20 protein-coding genes are annotated in these 22,875 nt (G+C 33.1%); 15 read left to right on the top strand and 5 right to left on the bottom strand.

Features of this window, described 5'->3' with window-relative positions; all coding sequences use genetic code 11:
- The first annotated feature begins 67 nt into the window (after positions 1 to 67).
- From ACXX80_RS10630 to ACXX80_RS10640, 3 genes are all read left to right on the top strand, one after another.
- Positions 68 to 1,276, top strand: a complete 1,209-nt coding sequence (locus ACXX80_RS10630; RefSeq protein WP_458553161.1) for a DUF1972 domain-containing protein — start codon at positions 68 to 70, stop codon at positions 1,274 to 1,276.
- 6 nt (positions 1,277 to 1,282) lie between these two features.
- On the top strand, positions 1,283 to 2,362 hold the full coding sequence (locus ACXX80_RS10635; protein WP_458553162.1) for an MraY family glycosyltransferase: 1,080 nt from the start codon (positions 1,283 to 1,285) through the stop codon (positions 2,360 to 2,362).
- 445 nt (positions 2,363 to 2,807) lie between these two features.
- Positions 2,808 to 3,983, top strand: a complete 1,176-nt coding sequence (locus ACXX80_RS10640; protein WP_458553163.1) for an acyltransferase family protein — start codon at positions 2,808 to 2,810, stop codon at positions 3,981 to 3,983.
- Between the two features lie 531 nt (positions 3,984 to 4,514).
- Here the strand turns inward: ACXX80_RS10640 and ACXX80_RS10645 are convergent.
- On the bottom strand, positions 4,515 to 8,750 hold the full coding sequence (locus ACXX80_RS10645) for a T9SS type B sorting domain-containing protein (protein ID WP_458553164.1): 4,236 nt from the start codon (positions 8,748 to 8,750) through the stop codon (positions 4,515 to 4,517).
- A gap of 522 nt (positions 8,751 to 9,272) precedes the next feature.
- Between ACXX80_RS10645 and ACXX80_RS10650 the strand changes: the two genes are divergently transcribed.
- The 10 genes from ACXX80_RS10650 (at position 9,273) to ftsY (ending at position 17,038) form a co-directional block, all read left to right on the top strand.
- Positions 9,273 to 10,460 carry a glycosyltransferase family 2 protein gene (locus ACXX80_RS10650; protein WP_458553165.1) on the top strand — a complete coding sequence of 396 codons (1,188 nt, stop codon included), beginning with the start codon at positions 9,273 to 9,275 and terminating at the stop codon, positions 10,458 to 10,460.
- A gap of 84 nt (positions 10,461 to 10,544) precedes the next feature.
- Complete coding sequence (locus tag ACXX80_RS10655; RefSeq protein WP_458553166.1) at positions 10,545 to 11,840, top strand: dihydrolipoamide acetyltransferase family protein; 1,296 nt, start codon at positions 10,545 to 10,547, stop codon at positions 11,838 to 11,840.
- 145 nt (positions 11,841 to 11,985) lie between these two features.
- Positions 11,986 to 12,762, top strand: a complete 777-nt coding sequence (locus tag ACXX80_RS10660) for an exonuclease domain-containing protein (protein WP_315210272.1) — start codon at positions 11,986 to 11,988, stop codon at positions 12,760 to 12,762.
- Between the two features lie 18 nt (positions 12,763 to 12,780).
- Positions 12,781 to 13,392: a fumarylacetoacetate hydrolase family protein gene (locus tag ACXX80_RS10665; protein WP_458553167.1), complete on the top strand. Its 612-nt coding sequence runs from the start codon at positions 12,781 to 12,783 to the stop codon at positions 13,390 to 13,392.
- Positions 13,392 to 13,736, top strand: coding sequence for an Hpt domain-containing protein (locus tag ACXX80_RS10670; RefSeq protein WP_099715939.1), 345 nt, complete (start codon positions 13,392 to 13,394; stop codon positions 13,734 to 13,736). The genes ACXX80_RS10665 and ACXX80_RS10670 overlap by 1 nt, the downstream gene beginning before the upstream one ends.
- 219 nt (positions 13,737 to 13,955) lie before the next feature.
- Entirely contained in the window at positions 13,956 to 15,209 is a 1,254-nt protein-coding gene (locus tag ACXX80_RS10675) for a CinA family nicotinamide mononucleotide deamidase-related protein (protein ID WP_458553168.1), read from the top strand.
- A 72-nt stretch (positions 15,210 to 15,281) separates the two neighbouring features.
- Positions 15,282 to 15,518: a 50S ribosomal protein L28 gene (gene rpmB / locus ACXX80_RS10680; protein ID WP_024980263.1), complete on the top strand. Its 237-nt coding sequence runs from the start codon at positions 15,282 to 15,284 to the stop codon at positions 15,516 to 15,518.
- Between the two features lie 27 nt (positions 15,519 to 15,545).
- On the top strand, positions 15,546 to 15,728 hold the full coding sequence (gene rpmG, locus ACXX80_RS10685) for a 50S ribosomal protein L33 (RefSeq protein WP_017495179.1): 183 nt from the start codon (positions 15,546 to 15,548) through the stop codon (positions 15,726 to 15,728).
- Positions 15,729 to 15,803: 75 nt separating this feature from the next.
- Positions 15,804 to 15,956: a DUF4295 domain-containing protein gene (locus ACXX80_RS10690; protein WP_072987107.1), complete on the top strand. Its 153-nt coding sequence runs from the start codon at positions 15,804 to 15,806 to the stop codon at positions 15,954 to 15,956.
- A 128-nt stretch (positions 15,957 to 16,084) separates the two neighbouring features.
- On the top strand, positions 16,085 to 17,038 hold the full coding sequence (gene ftsY / locus ACXX80_RS10695; RefSeq protein ID WP_458553169.1) for a signal recognition particle-docking protein FtsY: 954 nt from the start codon (positions 16,085 to 16,087) through the stop codon (positions 17,036 to 17,038).
- A gap of 187 nt (positions 17,039 to 17,225) precedes the next feature.
- Here ftsY and ACXX80_RS10700 read toward each other — a convergent pair whose 3' ends face one another.
- On the bottom strand, positions 17,226 to 18,302 hold the full coding sequence (locus ACXX80_RS10700; RefSeq protein WP_458553170.1) for a serine hydrolase domain-containing protein: 1,077 nt from the start codon (positions 18,300 to 18,302) through the stop codon (positions 17,226 to 17,228).
- A gap of 229 nt (positions 18,303 to 18,531) precedes the next feature.
- Between ACXX80_RS10700 and ACXX80_RS10705 the strand changes: the two genes are divergently transcribed.
- Both ACXX80_RS10705 and ACXX80_RS10710 read left to right on the top strand, forming a co-directional pair.
- Positions 18,532 to 18,972, top strand: a complete 441-nt coding sequence (locus tag ACXX80_RS10705; protein WP_417952313.1) for a hypothetical protein — start codon at positions 18,532 to 18,534, stop codon at positions 18,970 to 18,972.
- A complete protein-coding gene (locus tag ACXX80_RS10710; RefSeq protein ID WP_282715726.1) occupies positions 18,953 to 19,249 on the top strand; it encodes a DciA family protein in 297 nt (98 codons plus the stop codon). The genes ACXX80_RS10705 and ACXX80_RS10710 overlap by 20 nt, the downstream gene beginning before the upstream one ends.
- Before the next feature lie 142 nt (positions 19,250 to 19,391).
- Here ACXX80_RS10710 and ACXX80_RS10715 read toward each other — a convergent pair whose 3' ends face one another.
- From ACXX80_RS10715 to bshC, 3 genes are all read right to left on the bottom strand, one after another.
- On the bottom strand, positions 19,392 to 19,811 hold the full coding sequence (locus tag ACXX80_RS10715; RefSeq protein ID WP_113634352.1) for a nucleoside-diphosphate kinase: 420 nt from the start codon (positions 19,809 to 19,811) through the stop codon (positions 19,392 to 19,394).
- A gap of 118 nt (positions 19,812 to 19,929) precedes the next feature.
- Positions 19,930 to 21,201 (bottom strand): acyltransferase family protein, encoded by a 1,272-nt coding sequence (locus ACXX80_RS10720; RefSeq protein WP_458553171.1) that lies wholly within the window; start codon positions 21,199 to 21,201, stop codon positions 19,930 to 19,932.
- 16 nt (positions 21,202 to 21,217) lie between these two features.
- A complete protein-coding gene (gene bshC, locus ACXX80_RS10725; RefSeq protein ID WP_458553172.1) occupies positions 21,218 to 22,810 on the bottom strand; it encodes a bacillithiol biosynthesis cysteine-adding enzyme BshC in 1,593 nt (530 codons plus the stop codon).
- Positions 22,811 to 22,875: the final 65 nt, after the last annotated feature.

A 22,875-nucleotide genomic window follows, 5' to 3' on the forward strand; every position in this document is an offset into this window, starting at 1 on the left:
TTTAAAAGTTAGGCATTTAGAATTTAAGTATGGTTTTTGGCTTATTAATAATAGTAAAAACTAAACCATGAAAAAAGATAGAATAGCAATAATAGGAACAGTAGGTTTACCAGCTAAATATGGTGGATTTGAAACGCTGGCAGAACATTTGATAGCAAATTTATCTTTGAAATATGAATTCACAGTATATTGTTCTAAAAACAAGTACACTAAAGAAGAACGTGTTTCTAATTACAAAGGAGCTGCTTTACGATACATCCCGTTAGAAGCTAATGGAATTCAAAGTATTCCTTATGATACAATTTCAATACTTCATGCTTTAAAAAACAATGATGTATTGCTAATTCTAGGTGTTGCTGGTGCTTGGATATTACCTTTTGTTCGGTTTTTTACGAATAAAAAAGTCATTATTTCTATTGATGGTATTGAGTGGAAAAGAGATAAATGGCCACTGCTAGCAAAGCTATATTTATGGTGGGCCGAAAAAATTGCAGTAAAATTTTCTCATATTGACATCTCCGATAATGAGTCTATTCAAGACTATACGGCACTTCGTTACGAGACTTTAAGTAGGGTTATTGAATACGGAGCAGATCATACTTTACAAGTAAAACCCAACAACAAAGATTTTAAAAACTATCGTTTTTTAAAACTCGATTATGCAGTAAAAGTTTGTCGAATAGAACCCGAAAACAACGTTCATTTGGTTTTGGATGCGTTCAAAAAAATATCAAGTATGAATCTAGTAGTTGTAGGGAATTGGAATAATAGCGAGTATGGTAAATCCTTAAAAGAAAGTTGTAAAAATTTTGAAAATATTTTTCTTTTGGATCCAATTTATAATCAACGAGAAATTGATTTGATTCGAGGAAATGCGGCGTTATACATACACGGACATTCTGCGGGAGGTACAAATCCTTCTTTAGTTGAAGCTATGTTTTTAGCACTTCCTGTTATTGCTTTTAATGTTTCGTATAACAAAACAACGACTGAAAATAAAGCATTATATTTTTCTTCTTCAGAGGATTTAATAGGTCATTTAAATACTATTTCTGAGCTAAAATTATTAGAATTACGTTGTGAAATGAAATCCATTGCAACTCGAAGATACACTTGGAATGTAGTTTCAAGACAGTATGAATTATTAATAAAAGAAGCGCTCTCGATAGATCTGAAAAACAGTGTTTTTTCGGAAGTTCAAAAATTAAATTCAACGGTATTGCAGGAATATCAATTATCCCATTTTCAAAATAGTACTTTGTTTTACGAAAAATAGATAACCATGAAGATGATTTTAGAATATATTTCTTTGGGCACATTGTCATTATTATTGACTCTTTTATGTATCCCAATAATAAAAAGAATTGCAATTAAAGTGAATCTAGTTGACCGTCCTAACTCTAGAAAAGTGCATATTAATAATATTCCTCTTATTGGAGGGGTTTCCATTGCTTTTTCGGTTATTATAATAATATTAATATCAGGAAATAGTCTCATCTTTTTCAAGGAGTATCTGTCTATCTTGAGTGCTGCCTTTATGGTTTTGATAGTAGGTATAATTGATGATAAAAATGATATTAGACCTAAATATAAATTAACAATACAGTTGATATTATCTTTTATAATTGCTTTATCCGGAATTAGAGTTTTTTCCTTTTATGGCTTATTTGGAGTATATGAAATTACTATTTGGGCACAATATATTCTTACTATTTTAGTCATTACTGGTGTGGTAAATGCTTTTAATCTAATAGACGGTGTTGATGGATTGCTTGGTGGACTATCATTGTTGGGGTTTACCATGTTTTTACTGGCCGCAATTTATTATAAAGACTATCATTTAGGATTGTTGTGTGTTATATTTATTGGAGCGATTATTGGTTTTTTAAAATTTAATTTATCAAAAGAAAAAATCTTCATGGGTGATTCCGGATCTCTTTTTTTAGGTTTTATTTTAGTGACCATAGGTATTCAATTTATGGGTAAACAAGAAATAGGTAAAGAGTATAGTTATGGGTATGTTTTTCTGATTCTAGTAGCTTTTTTCTCTATCCCAGTTTTGGATTCCATGCGTGTGTATATGGGTAGGATAAAACGAGGTAGTTCTCCCTTTATAGCGGATAAATCTCATTTGCATCATTTATTATTGGGAGCAGGATTGACACATAAAAAAATAGCACTTTCAGTTGTTATACTTTCTTTAATTTTCTTTTTTATTGGATTTGGATTAATCTCTTCTTTCTCCATTACAATAATTATTTTATCAATTATGATTGTGTTTTGGATAGTTATTCGGTTGTTATTAGTGATCAATGATTTACACAAATGGAAAGGAATTATAAAAAAGCTGGAGCAGAGGTAAAATTTCAGTGTTATTTTCTTTCTATTCGAATGAGTTTAAAAAGCCAAGTTTTTTAGGCACATCAAGATTGTAAGTAAGTCGAAAGTTTAAAAAGCCTAAAAACTAAAGAAATAATAATATGTAATAGTTTAAAAGTAGTTACTTGTAATCGCTCGTGATTTTAGAATACAACATTATTCGATTACTACTAAACCTATTTTAACGATTGCGTGATAATTTTTGGGAAAGTATAATAGTTGTTTAAAATTTTTTTTTTCCACTCTTGCACTCATTCAATAATTTTTTGACAGAAGCTATAAAAACTCTTCCGTATTTTGGAAAAAGAAAACAATTACTAAATAGTAAATTAACTGATAGGCAACGTGTTGTTTTTTTTAGGTATAGTTTTTACTTAAAGATTTAATAGAAAATGTTTTAATAAAGTAATAAATTAATCAAATTAGAAATGAAAAATTGTATTGAATATATTTTGTCAAAAAATGAACAAAGAAATATAGGATTAGATTTATTAAGATGTTTTGCCATATTAGTAACCGTTTACGGACATGGAGTTTTATTGGTTTCTCCTAAATATCGTTCGATTCATAATGTGTTCACTTCGGCTTTTGACGGAGTATCGCTATTCTTTGTTTTGAGCGGGTATCTTATAGGTGGGATTTTAGTAAATGAGTTAAAAAAAAATAATTTTTCAATAGGGCAATTTTGGATGAGGAGGTGGCTTCGTACCTTACCTGCTTACCTTTTTACTTTTTTAATTTTGATATTGTTTGCTTTTGCAAATGGTACATTTCAAGTTGCTTATCTAAAATATTTGTATTTTTTTCAAAACTTATTTAGCCCGGCATTATTCTTTTTTTCAGAATCCTGGAGTTTATCCATTGAAGAATGGTTTTACTTATTATTTCCTTTATGTATTTTATTTTTTTTATTTTTTATGAAAAAAATAAAATCAGCTCTTGCCATTACTATTGCCTTATTTTTTATAGCTCCAATACTTTATACTTTCTATCAATATCATAACGCAATAGGTCTTGATAATTGGGATGCTTATTATAGAAGAATTGTTGCCACGCGTTTGAATTCAATATCATTAGGGATTTTATTAGTTTATATCCAAACGTATTTGCCATCGATGTGGTCGAAATTAAAAAAAAGCGGTCTCATGTTAGCGATTTTTTGTACTGTTTTATCATTTATTATACCAAAAATTAATTTTCACACATTACTTTATAATGTCTTTATACGAGCACACTTGGAGTGTTTGATCGCTTTCTTCGCCATTCCATATTTAACGACTATTAAAGAATTATCCAATCCATTTTTGACAAAATGGGTACGATTAATCAGCATAATATCTTATTCTATGTATCTTTTAAATCTATCCTTTATACTTCGAAATGTATTAGTTCCTTTTCAAAAAACTATGTTTTTTGTTGAACTCGGGAGTTTGGGGTATTTTTTGATTTATTTGGTCTATTGGGTTTCGCTTTTTGTGTTTTCAATTTTAATGTATCGGTACATAGAGTTCCCGTTTTTAAAACTTAGAGATAAAATAAAGATAAAACCTTTTTTTAAGAGCACACAAAGTCAAAATAGTAATATAAATCGTACAGTTGTTTGATTAACTATTTTTAAAACATCTAATTATGTAAGGTTTAATAATATACATGAATTTTAGGGAATCAACACCTTTTTAATGGTGCATTCGTAATTATAAAATACTCCAATAGTCATTAGAGCGCAAGGCCATTAAGTTAAGAGATTTTAGATTGAAGATTAACGATTGCTGATTTTTGATTTGGTGTTGGTAAATATAATACCGTTTGAGTTTTGAATTTACTGTAAAAGGATTTCAACAATTATAATTATTCTCGCAAAGTCGCCAAGACGCAATATAGAATATCTTGATGGCTTTGCGGCTTTTCTTCTTTGTGAGATTTCTTTCTCAAAACCTTTGTAAAAAAAGAATACCGGTATTTTCAAAGATAAATTGGTGTAAGATTGTTATTTTACGGGGCCTATCATATCTGAAATCAAAAATAAGCAATCATTTTAAATGTTTTTCCCTTAACTTAATGGCATTGCGCTCGATGTGACAAAAAAACAATTGGACCTTAATGAACTAATAAATGGTATTATCCTACGGATATTGTTATCTAATCAATGAAAAGTGAGATCGATATTCTTTAGCAATTCCGTTTTCTAAGTAAGTTATAACAAACCAATAATCATCTGTTGGTAAAGGCTGACCGTTGAAAGTACCATCCCAACCATCGCTGTTTATTATTAGTTGTTTTATTAGTTTGCCATATCTGTCATAAATGAATAATTTAGGATTATCTTGATTTTGTAATCCTGCAATATTCCAACTATCATTATAACCATCACCATTTGGGGTAAAAGATTTTGGACTACTGATTAACTTTATTGGTATCAGCATGGGAGTAGAACCACAACCATTGGCATCACTAACCGTTACTGTATGCGTTCCGGAACGAACATTTGTAAAAACATTACTTGTTTGAGGTGTTTCATTATCTATTGCATATAAAAAATTACTTTCGTACCCTGGATAAGGAACCGCATCCATTATAATCGTTTGACTGTCTGAAAACCAAGCGCTTGTTGTGAATGTCACTTGCGCTGGTCTTGATGATATTAATATTGTAAAAGGTATAACTTCTGAGGAACATCCTGAAACAGCTAAGTCACTGACAACTAGTGTGTATTTACCGGGTATTTTAGTCGAAAAATCAAAAGCTGTACTAACTGTCGTGCCATCTTCACTTTTCCATTCAAAGGAATACAAGGAGGGGCTATAATCACAAGTAACATAAGCGTCAATTATTACTCCCGTTTCTATATCAACACATATTGGTAAAAGTGTAATCGTTGGTTTGGGTTTGGATTTTATAGTAATTAATAAAGGCTTTTCATCAAAACATATTTTTGTTGTTGAAGTGCCAGTATCTGCATAGACATAAAGGGTAGTTGACGAAGTAATTACATCTCCCATAAATTTTTCAGTATTAGCTACATTAGGACCTCCAGGTGATGTGAAATATCTAGTCGCCGGAAGAATTAATGCTGGTAATGTGTAAGATTCACAGGCAATTACAGGGTTGACAGTTGCGATTACTGGAGTGTTGTAAATTGTTACTGTAAAAACATCTTGATCTGAACAAGCTATTCTATTATTGTCTTCTGCATATACATATAAAGTGGTGGTAGTTGTTAATGGTGTATAGGGCGGTGTTAGTTTTGTACCAGTACCATTTGGCCCGTCAGGAGCAGTATAATAATCTCCTATACCTATGATTGTAGGTAAATTATAAGTATCACAGGCAAAAATATCATCAATAGGATTGACTTTAGTATTTACAATAGTAACCGCTATACTATATTCTGAAATACAGGTGTTTGGTAAGGGAGCATCAGCATAAACATAAATATTTTTTGATGTTTTTATTTCATAACCAGGGGGTAAAACGGGATTTGTAATTGAAGGTCCGCCTGAGAATTCATAATACTCCCCATTTGTTAAATCATCAAGAGTATAACTCTGATTGCAATTTAAAACCTCTATAGGCCTTGCATCAACTAATGGAGATGGGTTAATAGTAATAAGAAAACTAGACTCTACGTAACAGGACCCAATTGAAGCTTTATCATAAAAATAGATGGTTTGAGTACTGGTAATAGGATAACCTACTGGTCTTATCACTCCAGTTCCTAAAGGTTTCGTATAATAATTTCCTGTATGCGCTACTGGGGGTAAATAATATACATCACATTGTGGGGGCGTATCTGTCAGGACAGGCAATGGTGAAATTTTGATTGTAATTGTAAAAGAGCGATTGTAAGTACAGTTTTGTCCAGTAAAATAAAACCAAAGTGTTGTAGTGCTATTTATAGGAGTTCCCGCCGCTACTGCTACACCGCCACCAGCAGCAGCTGTTCTATACTCACCTACTACCAAACTAGGTAATACATAAGTAGAACAGGAATTTATATCCGATGGGATAGTGATATTTGAAATCCCTACATACGCTGTAAATGATTTTTGAGAAGTGCAATTAATTGGTATTGAACCACTTTCTTTATATACGTAAATAGGTGTTGTGCTGTTTATGACTGTACCCGGCAAAAGTAAAGGAAGCCCTTTGTTAGGACCAGAATAGTAAACACCACCATTTGGGTCTATAGGTAAAGTATAATCATCACAACCAAATTGATTGATATAATCAGGCAATGGAGTAAACGGTAATATTGTGACTTTAAAAGAAGCCTCTTTGGTACAAGAAGGAATAACAGATGTATCTTCAAACCAAACATATATTTGATTTATTCCAACGGTATTAATAACTGTGCCTGCGGTTAATTTTGTATTGCCTATAGTGTTTGCGCCTCCACTTTGCGTATAATAATTTCCATAAGGTAACGCTGGAAGTATGTATTGAGTACAATACGTATTGCTTGGCGGGGTTACTAAAGGTAGATTAACAACAGTTACCTTAAAAAGATCTTGATTAATACAAGAACCAGATTTATTATAAGTATATAAATTTTTTGTTGTATTGATTACATTTCCAGCAAATAATTGGGTTCCGGTACCGTTTAATCCATTCCAATATTCAGTTCCAGGATTAATTAAAGCGGGTAATGTATAGGAGGTGCAAACAAATACATCCGGTAGGATATCTACTTTTGGGAGTGGTATTACACTAAGTTGAAAGCTTGTAGTAACAAAACAACCCGTATTCGAAGCGTTTTGTAATCGCGCCCAGATTGTTCGTGTTGCCGTTCTAATTATTCGAGTTGGAGACGTAGCTAAAATATTAGTATTACTATTAGCAGAAGCTAAAGTGGTGTGAAAGGAAATAATATTATAAGTAGAAGATTGTGACCCCAATATCAATGCTATTTGAGCAGTTAAATCAAAATCAGCTCTTAAATCAGCTAATGTTCTGGCACAAAGAGTATTTGGGCCGGGAACTGCAGCAATATATGGTTTAGGAACTATTTGCAACTGAAAAGACCGAATTTCAAAACAGGGAGACGTAGCACTACTTACTCTCACATAGATTGTTAAACCGTTTTGAGAATTTAAAATGGTATAAGGACTTGATAATGCCCCTATATTAGAAACGGCATCTGTATTAGAAAGATGATAAGTAACGAGTGTATTAGCGGGTAAATCATCCAAAATTCCTGCAGGTGTTGTAGCGGGATTAATCCCAGCCATTATAATAGGGGTGTTATTTGTCAAATCAAAAGCATAGTTTGGATTTCCAATATCGCATTTATAAATATTGGGTAGGGTTGTATTAATGTTTAATTTTGGATACACCTCTACCATAATTTCGTCAGTAATAGGCACGCAACCGGGCTCCGTATAAGTAACGCTGTAAGTTTGATTCCCAGTAGTAAGTAATGGTAAAACGGTGTTCAAATTTAAAGTATTACTAGTTTGTGCAGGAGAAAAAACAATACCAGCTTTTTTCCAAACAAAAGTAGTGCCTGGACTTAAACCTGTAGCTGATAAAGTTGGCAAAGGAGTACCAGAGCAAATACCAGTATTATTTGCAGCACTATAGTCAAGTCCCAAAACATTTTGCCCAATATTAAAACTATTGGCATTTAAAAATATAGCAGAATCATATCCTTCATTATTTCCACCATCAGCTATTACTAGCTTTATGTGATACGTATGGGTAATATCTAATCCTTTTGCCGAAGCGATCATTTTTACTGTTTGTCCGTTAAAATTTATCGCAGGCCCAAATCCAACGCCATTAAATTTATCGAAAAAACTGGCATTAACCGATGCACAATTGGAATTATAGAGATTATTTCTTATCGTTTCCACTGATATTGGGGTGTTGGGTAATGCAGGAGAAGGAACAACGGCTAAATTTTGATTTCCGCCTCCAGTTGTAACATCTTTTAAAAGAAATGCAAATGCATCAGAAAAATTACATTGAGAGGTTCCATATTCTTCAGAAGCAAAAATAAATTCAAAATCAAAATTGGAGGTCTTAGGCTTAAAATCAAACTCTATATAACTAGCATTGACAGACTTAATTGTAATTCCAGATTGAGAAAGTAAATTAGCCTCTAAATCACTGTCTCCTGTCCAGGTTGTACTTCCGTCACTAAGGATTGAAGTGTTAGGGCTAGGAATTTTTGTTACATCTCCCGTTGTTAATACCACACCTCTTGCAAAAGGAAAATTTGGATTTGTATTTTCAAAATAACCAATACCATTTGTCGATTTAAAATCAGTTCCCGTTATAGAAGTCACATTTGTACCAGAAACGCAGGGGGAATTAATTAATACTGAATTTACTAACTGATTTACGGTATAAGTACTAGTATTTACTGTCACTGACTGTGAGCAAATTTTTAAACTAAACAATAATGTTAGTAGAAGATTAGTTATTTTCATGCGTAAACTCTTTTATTGAAACTCTTTATTTAAAGCTAAATCCAATCTTGTTTATCTTTGTTACATTTTATAAATCAATCCACATATTGCATTTATAGCAATTTATATTTTGTTTATTATTCTAAAACAACTTTTTTGATTTTAGTCTAAATCCAAGAATCAATTAATATTCCTTTTTTTTAAATGCTTGAAAATTAGAAAATTAAAAAATCGATGTGATTGAAAATTTTCCAAAAAATGGAAATAAATATTGTTTTGTAGAAAGTAATTTTAGAACGAAACGTATTATATGGCATCACTGTGAATGCTGATAGTTATTATTTGATACTAATTTTCATCAACAATTTTTTTGTAGACAATCTATTTATAATTAAATTTTTTATATTAATATTAATAAATTAAAAAATATGTTTTGTGTTTTTAAACTTTGAACCTTTGTGTCTTAAAATATATCTTTGAAAAATGCAATTATCCGTCATCATTCTCAATTACAACGTTCGCTATTTTTTAGAACAATGTGTTTTAAGTGTTCAAAGCGCTTTAGAGGCCATTGACGGCGAAATCATTGTAATTGATAATAATTCTTCCGATGAAAGTTGTGAAATGATGAAACAGCGTTTCCCAAACGTAAAACTCATTCAAAACAATGAAAATCTTGGTTTTCCAAAAGGTAATAACATAGGAGTTGCTCAAGCTCAAGGAGAATTTATTTGCATTTTGAATCCTGATACCGTTGTCGCCCAAGATACGTTTACAAAAGTATTGGCTTTCGCCCAAAAACAATCGGATTTAGGAATCTTGGGTTGCAAACTCATCGATGGAGCCGGGAATTTTCTACCAGAAAGCAAACGCGGCATTCCAACGCCTTGGGTCGCATTCACAAAGGTTACGAGTTTATATAAATTAGTTCCTAAATTTAGAATATTTGGGAAATATTACGCGCAGTATTTAAGTGAAAACCAAACTGGAAAAGTAGATATTCTCGTGGGCGCTTTTATGTTCATGAGAAGAGATTTATACCTTGAAGTAGGAGGATTTGATGAAGATTGTTTCATGTATTCTGATGATATTGATTTGTCTTATCGAGTTTTGAAAGAAGGAAAAGCCAATTATTATTTTCATGAAACGACTGTAATACATTATAAAGGAGAAAGTACCATTAAGGATGAAACGTATATGAAACGTTTTCAGGAAGCAATGAATTTCTTTTACAAAAAGCATTTTAGTCCTGATGGTTCGGGATCTTTATTTTTCTCGCTTTTTATGAAACTGGGGATTGTATTTTTCTCTCTGGTAAAAATGTTTCAAGGAAAATCCTCCCAAAATTTTGGGGTAAAAATAACTCCAAAATCATATCAGCTGTATTCGGCTAACGAAAAATTAGCAAAAAAACTGGCTTTCGTTTTGCAAAAAAAAGTTGTGTTTCACGATTTGAAAACAGAAAAAATGGTAATTTCGTCTTCTATTAAAAGTAAAATAGGCACAGAAGTTATTTTAGATAACGAATTCATTTCTTTTAAAGAATGTATTGCAATTCTCGAATCTTCAAGGAATAAAAGGTTTACCTTTAAAATTATACCAAAAAACGCTAATTTTTTAATAGGAAGTAACAATAGTAACGGGAGAGGTGAGATTATAGAAATAGAGTAAAAAATTACATTTAATGTAATTTATATTTGAAATATTTAGTAATTTCGCAAACTGAAAATCAATATCACCTTTTAGGTTAACAATATGGCAAGATTTGAATTAAAACTTCCAAAAATGGGAGAAAGCGTTGCTGAAGCAACCATAACAAACTGGTTAAAAGAAGTTGGAGACAAGATTGAAGCTGACGAAGCGGTACTAGAAATTGCTACTGATAAAGTAGACAGTGAAGTGCCAAGTGAAGTTTCGGGAATCTTGGTGGAACAATTGTTTGGTAAAGACGATCTGGTTCAGGTTGGTCAGACTATCGCAATTATTGAAACCGAAGGTGGAGAGCTTGTATCAATTGTTAAAGAAGTCGTAGCTCCTGAGGTTATTGCTGAAGTAACAAAAACAGTGGATGCCGCTAAAGAAGCAGCTCCAGCTGATTTCTCTGATTCTGAAAAATTCTTATCGCCTTTGGTAAAAAACATTGCCAAAGAAGAAGGTGTTTCTGTAGCTGAATTAGCAGCGATTTCAGGAACAGGAAAAGAAGGAAGAGTAACTAAAAATGATATTTTAGAATACGTAAAAAATAGAACAAGCCAGCCTGTAGTTGCGGTACCAGCTGCAGTAGTTCAAAAACCAGTGATAGCTCCAGTAGCGCAAAAAGCGGCTCCGGTATCTGTAAGTGGTGGTGATGAAATTATAGAAATGGACAGAATGCGCAAGCTGATTGCGGGTTATATGGTCGCTTCGGTACAAACATCGGCTCACGTACAATCATTTATTGAAGTTGATGTGACGAATATTGTAAAATGGAGAGAGAAAAATAAAAATACTTTCGAAAAAAGAGAAGGGGAAAAATTGACCTACACGCCAATTTTTATGGAAGCTGTTGCTAAAGCCCTGAAAGATTTTCCTGGAATGAATATTTCTGTAGATGGTGATTATATCATCAAAAAGAAAAATATCAATCTTGGAATGGCGGCTTCGTTACCAAACGGAAACTTGATTGTTCCTGTTATTAAAAATGCAGATCAACTGAATTTGGTAGGAATGGCAAAAGCGGTCAACGATTTAGGAGGTCGCGCAAAAGCTGGAAAACTAAAACCAGACGACACACAAGGCGGAACCTATACGGTTACGAATGTGGGGACTTTTGGAAGTGTTTTTGGTACGCCAATTATCAATCAGCCACAAGTGGGAATTTTAGCACTTGGGGCAATCCGTAAAATGCCGGCAGTAATTGAAACGCCAGAAGGAGATTTTATCGGGATTCGCCAGAAAATGTTCTTGTCGCACAGCTATGACCATAGAGTGGTAGATGGCGCACTAGGAGGCAGTTTTGTAAAAAGAGTTGCTGAATATTTAGAAGCATTTGATGTAAACAGAGATGTTTAATATTATATAATTACAATTTAGACCCGATTGATTTTCAAAAATCAATCGGGTTTTGTTTTTTTGAGGTTTATGGGAACTTTAAACGTAGAACTTTAAACGAAATTAAACCCAAATTTCTATATTTGTATCCACACAAAATTTAAAAATGGAACTTAAACTCAATAAACCAATTTGCTTTTTCGATCTTGAAACCACAGGAATTGACATCGGGAAAGATAGAATTGTAGAAATCTCAATATTCAAAGTTTTTCCAAACGGAAATAAAGAAAGCAAAACCTGGTTAGTGAATCCTACGATTCCAATTCCCGCTCAAACTACTGCTGTTCATGGCATCACCGATGAAAAAGTGGCGAATGAGCCTACTTTTAATGAACTAGCGGCGCAAGTTTACAATATGATTAAAGACAGTGATTTGGCAGGATTTAATTCAGATCGTTTTGATATTCCGTTATTGGCCGAAGAAATGTTACGTGCCGGAGTAGATTTTGATATGAAAGGCAGAGTTTCAGTAGATGTGCAAACTGTTTTTCATAAAATGGAAGAGCGAACTTTAAGCGCGGCACATAAGTTTTATTGCGGAAAAACGCTTGAAAATGCACATTCAGCAGAAGCGGATACTATGGCGACTTACGAAATATTAAAAGCACAATTAGACCGTTATCCTGAACTGGAAAACGACATGAAATCACTATCAGAATTTACTACAAGAAAGAAAATTGCTGATTTTGCAGGAATGATAGCTTTTGATAAGGATGATGAAGAGATTTTTACTTTTGGAAAACACAAAGGAGTGAAAGTGGATAAAATTCTGGAAACAGAACCTGGTTATTTCAGTTGGATACAAAATGCGGATTTTCCGTTGTATACCAAGAAAGTTTTAACTGCAATAAAACTTCGAAAACTGAATAATAAATTAAGCTAATTTTAGAATCAATAAGAAATGAAAATAATTTGCATTGGTAGAAATTACACCAATCATATAGAAGAATTACAGAACGAAAGACCAACAGAGCCAGTTGTTTTTATGAAGCCGGATTCGGCCGTTTTGTTAAAGCAACATCCATTTGTGATTCCAGAATTTTCTGAGGATATTCACCACGAAATTGAAATTATTGTCAAAATAAATAAAGTTGGAAAATACATCGAGCCTAAGTTTGCGCATAAATATTATGAAGAGATTAGTGTGGGGATTGATTTTACAGCCCGTGATTTACAGGCAAAGTTAAAATCAAAAGGCTTGCCTTGGGAAAAAGCAAAAGCGTTTGACGGCTCGGCAGTTATAGGTGAATTTTTGTCAAAAAATCAATTTAGTTCATTAGAAAATATTACTTTTGAATTAACCAACAACAATAAAACGGTACAAAAGGGTAATTCTAGTCATATGTTGTGGAAAATTGACGAACTGATTTCATACGTTTCTCAATTCTTCACACTAAAAATTGGAGATATTATTTTTACAGGAACTCCGGAAGGAGTAGCTGCTGTAAAACCAGATGATGTTTTGGAAGGATTTTTAGAAGGACAACAACTATTTAGAATACAAGTAAAATAATGGCTATAAACTACAACCTTTCAAAAGTGTACGCACTTTCAGACAACGATGCAGAATTTGTAAATGAAATTTTGACATTGTTTGTCACCGAAGTTCCAGATGATTTAGTGCAAATCAAAGAAGGAATAAAAAAGAAAGACCATAAGCACGCTTATGCTTATGCGCACAAGATAAAACCTACGCTTGATTTAATGGGGTTAAACGTGGCTTTTGAGGAGATTCTTCAAATCGAAGCCTGGACTAAAGCAGAAGGTAAAAAGAAAGACATCAAAGAAACTTTTAAGAGCGTAAAAAACCAAGTTAATGACGCTATCAAAGAAATCAAAAAAGATTTCGATTTGTAATATTGGGGCGTGACCCGCTTTAAAAGCGGGTCGGGCTATCCGTTACAAACGAAGTTCACTGAACTCCTATGAAAATAATTATTAGGTAAAGTAATCTCTCTCGTTAAAAAAATCAGAGAGGATTTTCATTATTATTCCTCACGCAAAAAAAAACGGAATGTGCTGTTTTACACATTTTTCTTTTAAGATTGCAATCCCATAAAAAATATCACAAAAAAAATGAAAGCAACCATAGTTACCATTGGTGATGAAATTTTAATAGGCCAAATTGTCGATACAAATTCGGGTTTTATAGCCAAATCATTAGATAAAATTGGTGTTGAAATCAACGAAATGATTTCGATTAGTGATGATAAAAAACACATTTTAGATACGTTTGCAGCACTTCAAAACAAAGTCGATTTAGTTATTATAACGGGCGGTTTAGGACCAACAAAAGATGATATTACCAAGAAAACATTTTGTGATTATTTTGATGATGAATTGATTGTTGATCAAAAAGTATTGGCTCATGTTACGCAACTTATTGAAGGCTTTTATAAGCGAACAATTACCCAAATCAATAAAGATCAAGCGCTGGTTCCGTCAAAATGCATGGTCCTTCACAATCAGGTGGGTACTGCGCCAGGAATGTGGATGAAAAAGGAAAATACCGTTTTTATTTCTCTTCCAGGAGTTCCTTACGAAATGAAGTATTTAGTGGAGCATGAAATCATCCCAAAAGTAGTTCGGGAATACAAACGCCCTTATATTATCCATAAAACAATTCTCACCTACGGACAAGGAGAAAGTATGGTGGCGGAACGGATAGAGGATTGGGAAAATAATCTTCCTGAATTTATTAAGTTGGCTTACTTGCCTGCACCGGGAAGAGTTCGTTTGCGTCTTTCAGCCCGGGGCACAGATAAAGAAAAATTAGAAGATGCTCTTGAGAGAAATGTAAACTCGCTGGATGCTATAATCCATGATATTATAGTTGGTTTTGATGATGATGAAACTTTAGAGGTTGTGGTAGGAAAAATGCTTACAAAGCAAAATAAAACGATTTCCACTGCCGAAAGTTGTACAGGAGGTAAGATTGCGGCAGCATTGACATCGGTTTCCGGGGCTTCAAAGTATTTTAAAGGAAGTGTGGTTTCGTATGCAACTGAAGTTAAAATCGATGTTTTGGGTATTCCGGAAAGCCTCGTAAAAGAAAATTCTGTGGTGAGTAGAGAAGTAGTTTCTGCGATGGCTTTGAATGTAAAAAACATGATGAAAACAGATTATGCTATTGCGACAACCGGTAACGCTGGACCGTCAAAAGGAGACTCAAATGCTGAAGTTGGGTCAGTTTTTATCGCATTGGCAACACCAACCGAAGTAATTGTTGAAGAATTTAATTTTGGTCAACCACGTGAAAAAGTGATAGATAGAGCTGTAATTAAAAGTTTAGAACTATTACAGAAAGAAATTTTAAAAAATGTGCAATAAATTTGTTGCTTAATAGGTTTATTTTTCTTTTCTTTGCACCCTGATTTTGAATAACGATAAAAGATAAGTATAATGTCAAGAGTTTGTGACCTTACAGGTAAAAGAGCGATGGTAGGAAATAACGTTTCTCACGCTATGAACAAAACTAAGAGAAAATTTTCTGTAAACTTAGTTAAAAAGCGTTTTTATCTTCCAGAAGAAGATAGATGGATTACTCTAAGAGTAGCTGCATCTACGATAAAAACAATTAATAAAAATGGAATCGCTGCAGTTTTGAAAAAAGCGCAGTCAGAAGGATTTATTAAATAATCCATTCCAAAATAAAAAAATAGCAAGATGGCAAAGAAAGGTAATAGAATCCAGGTAATTTTAGAATGTACTGAGCACAAGACTTCGGGTGTTGCAGGAACTTCAAGATACATTACAACAAAGAACAAAAAAAATACACCAGACAGATTAGAGATTAAAAAATTTAATCCTATCTTGAAACGTGTAACTGTTCACAAAGAAATTAAGTAATAATTAGAGATTTTGATAAAATCTCAAATGTTCTACATTTGAAAATTTTATTTAAATTTAAATAACATTTTAATCATGGCAAAGAAAACCGTAGCATCGTTACAAACAGCTTCTAAGAGATTGTCAAAAGCCATCAAAATGGTGAAATCTCCAAAAACAGGTGCATATACATTCGTAGAATCTATTATGACACCGGAATCAGTTGACGAATTCTTGAAAAAGAAATAATTAACAATCACATTATATAGAAAAGCTACTTTCATTCGGAAGTAGCTTTTTTATTTTCTATATTTACCGTTAGAAAAACGTATTGGTTCTTTGGACTAAAATACTTCATTCTTAATACTATTTATACAATGAGTTTTTTTAAAAGAATATTTTCATCAGAGAAAAAAGAAACATTAGACAAAGGTCTTGAAAAATCAAAAACAAATTTCTTTTCGAAGTTAACCAAAGCGGTTGCCGGAAAGTCAAAAGTGGATGATGAAGTCCTGGATAATTTAGAGGAAATCTTAGTAGCCTCCGATGTTGGTGTGAATACAACCTTAAAGATTATTAAAAGAATAGAAAGCCGTGTAGCTTCAGATAAATATCTTGGAATAGTAGAACTTAATCAAATCCTCAGAGAAGAAATTGCTGCTTTATTATCAGAGACTAATACGGGTGAAGCTAGTGAATTTTTAATTCCAATTCAGACGAAGCCTTATGTTTTAATGGTGGTTGGGGTAAATGGTGTTGGTAAAACGACTACCATTGGTAAATTAGCATATCAATTTAAAAAACAAGGTTATAATGTTGTTCTTGGTGCAGCCGATACTTTTCGTGCCGCAGCCATCGATCAGTTGCAAATATGGGCGGATAGAGTAGGCGTTCCTATTGTTCGTCAAGATATGGGAAGTGATCCGGCTTCGGTAGCTTTTGATACATTGCAATCAGCTGTGGCGCAAAATGCCGATATTGTTATTATTGATACGGCAGGTCGATTGCATAATAAGATTAATCTAATGAACGAATTGACCAAAGTGAAAAGAGTGATGCAAAAAGTCGTTGGTGACGCGCCACATGATGTGTTATTAGTTTTGGACGGCTCAACCGGTCAGAATGCTTTTGAACAAGCAAAACAATTTACAGCAGCTACTGAGGTTACTTGTTTAGCAGTTACTAAACTAGACGGAACGGCAAAAGGTGGTGTTGTGATTGGAATCTCAGATCAATTTCAAATTCCTGTAAAATATATTGGTGTAGGCGAAGGAATTGAGGATCTTCAGGTTTTTAATAAGTATGAGTTTGTAGATAGTTTTTTTAAATAATAGTTAGAATGGATTTCTCTTCTTTAAAAAATACACCTCCGATGTATCTTTATTTAGTGAGTATTATTTCTTTTATATTGGCAAATCTTGTCCGAGATAAAAGTCTTGGTTTCTATTATTTTTTATTAATAATAGGTTTAGTTTTCTTTGTTTTGGGTTTTATGAGACGGTTGAAAACCAAGTAATTTTATTGATACAAAGCACTGATTTTTTGCCATAAAGTTTCATCAAAATCGGATAAAGCAAAAGTTGGATTATCTGGATTAGCAACATCTCCCATTCTGATAACAACCATTTTCTTGCTTGGAATAACATAGATTTTCTGGTCATTTTTCCCTAAAGCCATATACATATCGGCTGGAGCTGTTGGTATTAAATTACCGTTGAACTGAAGTTGGCTTTGTGGTAAATGATAACTTGATTTTCCGTTTAGCCACCATAAATAGCCGTATCCTAGATTTATATTTTGTGAGGTATTAGTAGCTTCATTAAGATAATTCTCATTCACAATGTTAGCGGTTTCCCATTTTCCTTTGTTGTAGATTAACAAGCCAAATCGCGCCATGGAGCGAGTATTGCTTCCATAAACGGAATTATTGCCTAATTGAAACCACGTACCATCCATTCCTATTTTATCTTTCAATTTGGTGTTGAAATAGGAATTCCAGGTTTGACCACTGGCTTGAGCAATCACATCCTGTAATTTTACATATACATTATGATACGCCCAACGTGTTCCTGCATCGGCTTTGTACTTTAGGCTTGCTGGATCAACATCATCCGTGCTATCATCTAATCCGCAAGTCATATTGAGCAGGTGCTTGTTTGTAATCAAGTTTTCTTTGGCTAAAGGCAAACTCGTCCAACCGGTTCCTATGTATTGCGAAACTTTATTGTTGATATTGATTAGGTTTTCTTGTTGTGCAATTCCTGTTACTGTTGAGGTCAGTGTTTTTCCGGCGCTTGCCCAATACCAAAAAGCATTGGCGTCATGACCATTGAAATAATTTTCCATTACGATTCTTCCGTTTACAAGAATGATGAAAGATTTAGATTTTTTTAGATGCAAATAATCTAGTAATGGTTGAACGGCGGTTTGTTTCCAACCTAAACTTGCAATAGATTTTGTTTCCCAAGTTGTACCGTTTAAAGGCGGGAAATAGAGTGTTTCTGCAGTTGTTGGACTAGGAGTTGGTTCGGTAGTATCGGAACTGCAGCTACTACAAAATAATACGATTAGGAAACTGTAGATTATTTTTGACATCTTGCTAATGATTTATTTCTAATTCCTTTAAGACCAAAAATATAGAAAATAGTTTAATGTGTTTCTACTATTTTTGTTTTCTTTGAATTTAATAAGAGTAACTTTGTATTTAGAATAACGTGATATAACTCGAATTCCCTAGCCCTGATGGAAGCGGCATCCCATCTCGTTCTCAAAACGAGATGGATATAGCGTACAGCAGGAAATAGCTCCTAAAAATAATAATTATATGAAAAAAACATTTAGCATTCTTTTTATAGCATTCCTTTTTGTAGGATGTCAGCAAAATATTAAGCCCGCAGATATTGCAAAAATAAATGGATATTGGGAAATTGAGAAGGTTGTTTTTGAAAAAGGAAAAGATAAGGAGTATGGGATGAATGAAAGTTATGATTTTTTTAAAATAAGCGACAATAAAGGGATTCGGAAGAAAGTAATGCCGCAATTGGATGGCACTTTTTTGGTGAATGATGTTTACGAAAACGTAACGGTGCGATTTGCCGATGATAAAGTATTTTTGGATTATTCGACACCTTATATGAAATGGAGTGAGGAATTGATTGCCGTATCAGCGGAAGAATTAGTATTGCTAAACAAGGAAAAAACGGAATATCATTATAAGAAAGCAACATCAATAAATTTACTAGGGGATGGCAAAACGACTAAATAATCAAAGTACAATAGGGGATGTTTTGAAGCAAATAATCCAGGTGAATAAACTGCAACCCGGAATGGACCAAATTGACGTGAAAGATGCCTGGAAAAATCTGATGGGAAATGGTGTAAATAATTATACTAAAAATGTGGTTTTGAAAGGAAGCACTTTGTATGTGGAATTGAGTTCTTCAGTATTACGGGAAGAATTAAGCCATGGGAAGTCTAAAATCGTCGCGATGATTAATGAGGAATTAAGGCGTGATGTGGTAAAGGATGTAGTTTTAAGATAGAGATTTGAGATTGTTGATTAACAGTTTGTAGATTTAAGATTTTTGGTATAAAAAAATCCCGTTTCAATTTTGAAACGGGATTTTCTATTTTTTACTGTTCAGATTAATATGTCACGGAACACTAAAAACGGAGCACTGTATACTAGAACTGCTCTCTTCCAGCAAAATGGAAAGCACCTTCGATCGCTGCATTTTCATCGCTATCAGAACCGTGAACTGCATTTTCTCCAATAGAAGTTGCGTATGCTTTACGGATAGTTCCTTCAGCAGCTTCAGCTGGGTTTGTAGCACCAATTAAAGTTCTGAAATCTTCAACAGCGTTATCTTTTTCTAAAATAGCAGCAACAATTGGTCCTCTTGACATGAATTCAACTAATTCACCGTAGAAAGGTCTTGCAGCGTGAACTTCGTAAAATGCTTGCGCATCAGCAACAGTTAATTGCGTTAATTTCAAAGAAACGATTTTGAAACCTGCATTAGTAATCATTGCAAGTATGTTTCCGATGTGTCCGTTAGCAACAGCATCAGGCTTAATCATTGTAAATGTTCTATTAGTAGCCATTTTTTTGTTTTTTAAATTTTTCGAATTGGGTGCAAAAGTAAACTTTTTTTATGTGTTTGTTTTAATAAATCACCAATTAAAAGGAGTTTATTTAAGATTAAACAGGTTTTTTTTAAAATTAAACCTTAAAAATTAATTTATGTTTATAAAAAAGCCCTAAAATTAAAGACCAAATAGTTACATAAATCAAAGCTCCGGCTAAGGATGCCGTCATAGGATTATTGAAAACCGGTGCAATCCAAAAACTATACAGATAATTTTGAAGATTGATTTGTTCAGAAGGAATTTCTGGATTTTGAAATTGAATCATTTCCAATCCTTGTGGGATTATTTCCGAAAAGAAGAATACAATCATTGGATTTACGCCCCAAACAAGAAATAGCTTTGTCCATTTTTTATAGTTTTCAATATCAATGACATAATAAAAAAGAGTTAAAGAAATTATTGCCAAACCGGATGTGTATAAAACAAAAGAGCTCGTCCACAATGATTTGTTTAGTGGAAATACGATAGACCATAAAAGTCCAAGAATAATAAGAATGATCCCAGCGATTCCCATTCTTTTTGCAATTTCCAGTTTTGGTAATGGACGATTGAGCAATTGACCAATAAGCAATCCTATTATTCCGGAAGCTATTGCTGGAATAGTACTTAGAATTCCTTCTGGATCCCAAGTTTTTGTAACTGCCCATACATGATCTTTTAATAAAATACTGTCAATCCATGATGCTAAATTAGTTCCTTTTTCAAGGTTTGCTAAACCAATTCCATGAACAGAAATCAGTGTCATTATTACCCAATATCCTAATAAAATCGTTGAAGCTACTATAAGTTGTGTTTTTTGAGTAGTTTTTAAATACAAAAGAGATATTATAAAATATACAATTCCAATGCGCTGTAAAACGCCCGGAAGTCTTACGTCTTGATAAGCTTCAATACCACTGTAAGCCAAGAATAGATAAACAACAAATATAGTTACGGCTAAATAGGTTTTGACTTTTGAATTGAAACTTCCCATCAGTGCATAGCCTACGCCAATTGTTATGATTAATCGTCCTATTAATAACGGGATTCCTTCCAGTCCGAAGAGTTGTATTTTTCCAAAAAAATTAAAAAACACCCCTAAACAAAACATGCGCAGTGAACGAACCATTATTTTATTAAAAGTAGCACCGTCAAAATTTTTTGTAGGCATTGCGAAAGAAACAGCTACGCCCATAATGAAAATAAAAAACGGAAAAACTAAATCGGTGGGAGTGCAACCATTCCAATCGGAGTGTAATAAAGGAGGGTAGACTGTTGCCCAGCTTCCTGGATTGTTGACAATGGTCATTAATAAAATAGTAAATCCTCTAAATACATCCAGTGAAATCAGGCGTTCTTTGATCATTAGTTTTTGGGTGGTTTTAAGGAAGTGTAATTATATTAAAATTAGAATGCAAAGGCTTGAGTTGATTAACCAATATAGGAATCAGATTTTCACCGAATTCCAAATAAAATTCCGAAAAATTAGTTTGTCGTTCCTGTAAGCTTTGGTTGGGGAATAACTTGTTTTGCAAGTCGGTAATGCGTTGTAAAATATCACCCAATTTTCTTTTTTGTGCTTTCAGCAAACGTTTTTCCAAATTTTCTAGACCTTTAATTTGTTTTACTTCCTGCGCTTTTAAAGCTCCAAGGAAAGATTCATCTGTTTTATTTGCCACTTCATAAAGCTCTTGAAATTGTTTTTGCAATTGTTTTTTTAGATGCGTTAAATCGACTGGGAAATCTGATAATTCTATGGTTTTAGTAGTTACTAAATGGGCTTGTTTCGAAAACAAATCTGACCAATTCAATTCTAATTTGTCTGCTTTTTTAGCTTGTTTTTCAGTAGCCAATAGTACAGAGTTTCTAAGCAAAAGCATTGGGAAAGTCACTTTTGCAGCAGCAAAAAAGGATTTTAATTCTAACCAATAAGCAATTTCTCCGCCCCCACCAATGTAACACAAATTGGGTAGAATCACTTCTTGATATAGCGGACGCATAATCACATTAGGGCTGAATTTCTCAGGATGATTTTCTAAAAGGGATAAAATTTCTGTTTCAGAAAATTCAATTTTAGTGTGGTTTACTTTGTATCTATCATTTTCAAAGGTGATTCGTTCTCGTAAATCATCTTCAATATAAAACAAATTGATTTCACGTGGATTTACCTGAACCGTATAATCTTTTAATTTTTCTGCAGTTTCCAATACCAATTTATGGGAGGATTGTTGCAGCAATTCTTCTTTTGCAAAAGGGATAAAGCTACGTTTTAAATCTTGATTATCAGCATCCAAAATAACTAAACCATACTCGCCAAAAAGTGCATTTGCCAAAAATCTTGTGGCATCGGCTAGATTATCGTGATTGATATATGAATTTTCAAATAATTTTTTTACAGTGTTTGCATTTAAATTGGAACCAATTTCTAATGTAAATATTTCAAGAAATTCATCCAGACCTTCAGTAGACAAACGACCCACAGGACCAGTGCTTTCTTTGTTCCAGCGGAATTTTTTGCCTTTAAAATTGAAATAATTGATTTCTTCAAAATCATGGTCTTCGGTTGCCATCCAGTAAATGGGTACGAAATTAGAGGTTGGATATTTCGCTTTTAATTCTGTTGTTAAATTAATAGTCGAAATGATTTTATACAAAAAATATAAAGGTCCGCTGAAAAGATTCAGCTGATGACCTGTTGTGATGGTGAATGTATTTGGATTATTTAAAGCTTCGATATTTTGTTTAGTTAAAACGGAAGTTTCAATTTTTGAATATTGTTTTTGTAAAGTAGAAACTAAAATGGATCTGTTGTTATTGTCGTAGTTGTTTTGCTTTTCAAGGATTTGATCTTCAAAGTTCTCAAGCTTTGGAAATCTATTGTATAGAGAATCTAAATTGTTCTTTTGATCTAAATAATCGTTCATCAAAGAAGAGAAATATCCGGAATTTTGATAGCTGATACAGTCGGTTGGCATATTTTGAGTTTCTAAATTTGTCGCTAAAGTAAGAAAAAGTAAAGTTATGTTTTTTTGGTTTAAGA

The sequence above is a fragment of the Flavobacterium sp. GNP002 genome (assembly GCF_054343795.1).